Origin of the sequence: Oscillibacter sp. CU971 (assembly GCF_905219725.1) — a bacterium.
Taxonomy (GTDB): Bacteria; Bacillota; Clostridia; order Oscillospirales; family Oscillospiraceae; genus Oscillibacter.
The window spans coordinates 1-2,667 of record NZ_CAJMXG010000325.1 but is presented as its reverse complement, the minus strand read 5'-3'; the positions used below and the strand labels follow the sequence as shown (position 1 = coordinate 2,667).

The following is a 2,667-nucleotide window of genomic DNA, read 5'->3' as shown; positions in this document are numbered from 1 at the left end:
ATAAATCCAAAATTTCCGCAGTACGGTTTCCCTGTGCCAGCGTGAATACTTCTGGCACATCTTCACGACAAGCAGGCCCTCAACAACAGCGTCAATGTGGCGAAAAATCATATAGGCGTCCGTACTGCGGTGATATGCCGCCCATCCGCTCAACTTGTCGTTAATCTTCTCAATCAGCGCCCGTTGTGTTCCCTTGAAATTCAAAATCAGGTTTTCCAACTCACGCTCAATTTTCTTGATGGAGCCGTCAGTCGGCTCGACTGTTAAAATGCCCTTCTTCTCCTGGAAGTGCCATGACAAAAACGTGAAGCCCTCGCTGATATGGGCGATATAGGTTTTCTCCTGATTGAAGCCCAGGCCCCGGCTGGCCAGGAAGTCGCTGACGCACTGCATAATCCGCTCTGCGCTCTCTACCGATCTCGCTGTGACTACTATATCATCGGCAAACCTGACCATGCAGCCATTAGAATAATCAACGCCGCCCATCGGGTAAAGACTGTCATAGATATGGGATTGCAGGCCGTCCAACAGCATATTGCCGAGGATAGGGGACAAGCTGGACGCAAAGGAAATTCCCTTGTTCGTTTCAAACAATTCACCGTCCTTGACAACACCTGCCCGGAGAAATTTCCGCAACACCGTCTTGTCCATTGGAATATTTTCAATGAGCCAGTTGTGCATAGCGTTATCGAAGAAAGCGGCAACATCGGCCCTGACGATCAACTTGGGCGGATTCTCTTGATTCAACTCCCGAAGTATGTAAGCGTAAGCGTCATGAGCCGAGCGGCCTTTACGGGCAAAAAAGGATTTTTTATCCGCTGTGGATTCAGCTACCGGGTCAAGAGAGAAAGAATACAGTACCAGCATAGCCTTATCCCTGGCGGCGGGGATATGCAACGTCAATTCCTTCCCCCGCTCCGTGACCTTCTCATATCGGTTCGGTAATGGCTGGTATCCTCTGCGGGTCAGGGATAAGGCCATTTTCATTTTTTGTGCGTCACTGGTCAGCTTCACGCCGTCAATTCCCGCCGCTGAATTTGTGTCGGCAACGAAGCGAACAGCCAGCACCCTGGCGGCATAAGAGGCCACCAGTTTATCCTGCATGATTTTGACGTTTTCCCAATCTCGGTTATAGGCGGCGAAGGCCAATTTGTTCTGCTTGCGGAAAAGCGCATTCTCCATTTTAGCCCAGTCAATCGTGCGCCACTTAACAGCCATATCTTCATCCGTGGTTTCCTGCTGAAAAGTGATTGCCCCCAGGATGATGGAGATAGGGCAATGGTCAGAACACAGCGTAGTCGTGTGGTGCTTGATACTCTGAACGTAGGTCAGCAGTTCCCCCGAAACGAGGAAGTAATCCAGCCGGGAGCCTTTATTCTCCTGGCGGCTTTTAGGCCGTGGTCCCCACCAGGTATAGGCTCCTTCCTTCTGCGGGTAAAATGCCCGGAATACGTCAATATAACCAGCAGAGAGAAGTGTTTCAAAACTCGCTCGTTCCTCCGATTGAAACAGGGGCTCCTCCGGCGTATTCTTCTGATTCTCAGGGTAAATGTCGATATACTCCCGTGTCACATTGAAGTCACCACACATGATAACGGGCTTTGACAGTTTCGTGACAAACTCCCGCAGGGCCTTATCCCATTCCATGCGGAAGTCCAGGCGTTCGGGGGACGAATGTGTGTTGAGGTTCGGCGCATAAACATTGACGATGAAATAGTCCTTGTATTCCAGCGCAATCAGCCGACCTTCATCATCAAACTTGTCAATGCCAAGACCGTACTGGCAGGAGAGGGGCTGCCGCCGTGACAGTACCAGCGTCCCGGAGTAGTTGGAGCGTTTCGCCGGGTTCCAGAACAGCAGATAGCCGGGAACATTCAACGGGCACTCCCCCTTGATTTCCTGACAGCACAGCACATCGGGCTTTGCGTCTGCCAGGAATTTCAAGAATCCGTTCCGTCTGCACCGGGCAAGCCCGTTGACGTTCCATGATACGATTTTCATGCTCGTATGCCTCCTGCGGGAAATTGTTCCTACAAGGAGTAATTATAAGTAGATTCGGTCAAATACACCGCCCAGAATAAAAGCGTTGTTTCTGAGGACGCAGGCAGGGTTAAAGGTTCCGATGGAAAAGGCGAGCAATGTATTGGAATATCCTTTTCGGATTTTCCAATACGCCCGTTGGGGTCCCCCCAAGCCCCGGACCGGACGTAGAGCGTCCGGTCGAACACGCCTGACGGCGTGGCTTTTCCGCTCCTGACCGTCGCTCGTTCCCGCACATCTGCGCAGGAAACATTTTGGGTTTAAAAATGATTTCGTATATCATGCCGTTGGGTGTGAAAAGATTTTCCGGTACTTATTGACTTTATAATGTTTTGTACCAGTCTGTCAGTTGTCACAATCTACGTCAATAGTCTACCTTTCTCCCGGAAACGTAATGGTCGTGGGTAAAATAATCCAGGGAGAGAATAAAGTCGCACGGATCTGTTGAGGAGAGAAAGAAGCTGATGTTTTCGCTCATGATAGTCAACTCTGTAAGCATCTTTTTAACTTCTCCAGTATAGGTCGCGCAATCCATATACATGGTTACGGAAACAAAGTAACCGTATTCTTCAATTTTCATGTCGATCTCATAACCGGCAGACAGGCTTTTCGCCAAATTTATAAACG

At 49.9% G+C, this 2,667-nt stretch carries 2 protein-coding genes; both read right to left on the bottom strand.

Annotated features, from left to right (window positions below; genetic code table 11):
* The coding region (locus JX325_RS14835; protein WP_204791848.1) for an exodeoxyribonuclease III at positions 1–2,001 on the bottom strand (2,001 nt) is incomplete at its 3' end.
* Positions 2,002–2,404: 403 nt separating this feature from the next.
* The coding region (locus JX325_RS14830) for a hypothetical protein (RefSeq protein ID WP_204791847.1) at positions 2,405–2,667 on the bottom strand (263 nt) is incomplete at its 5' end.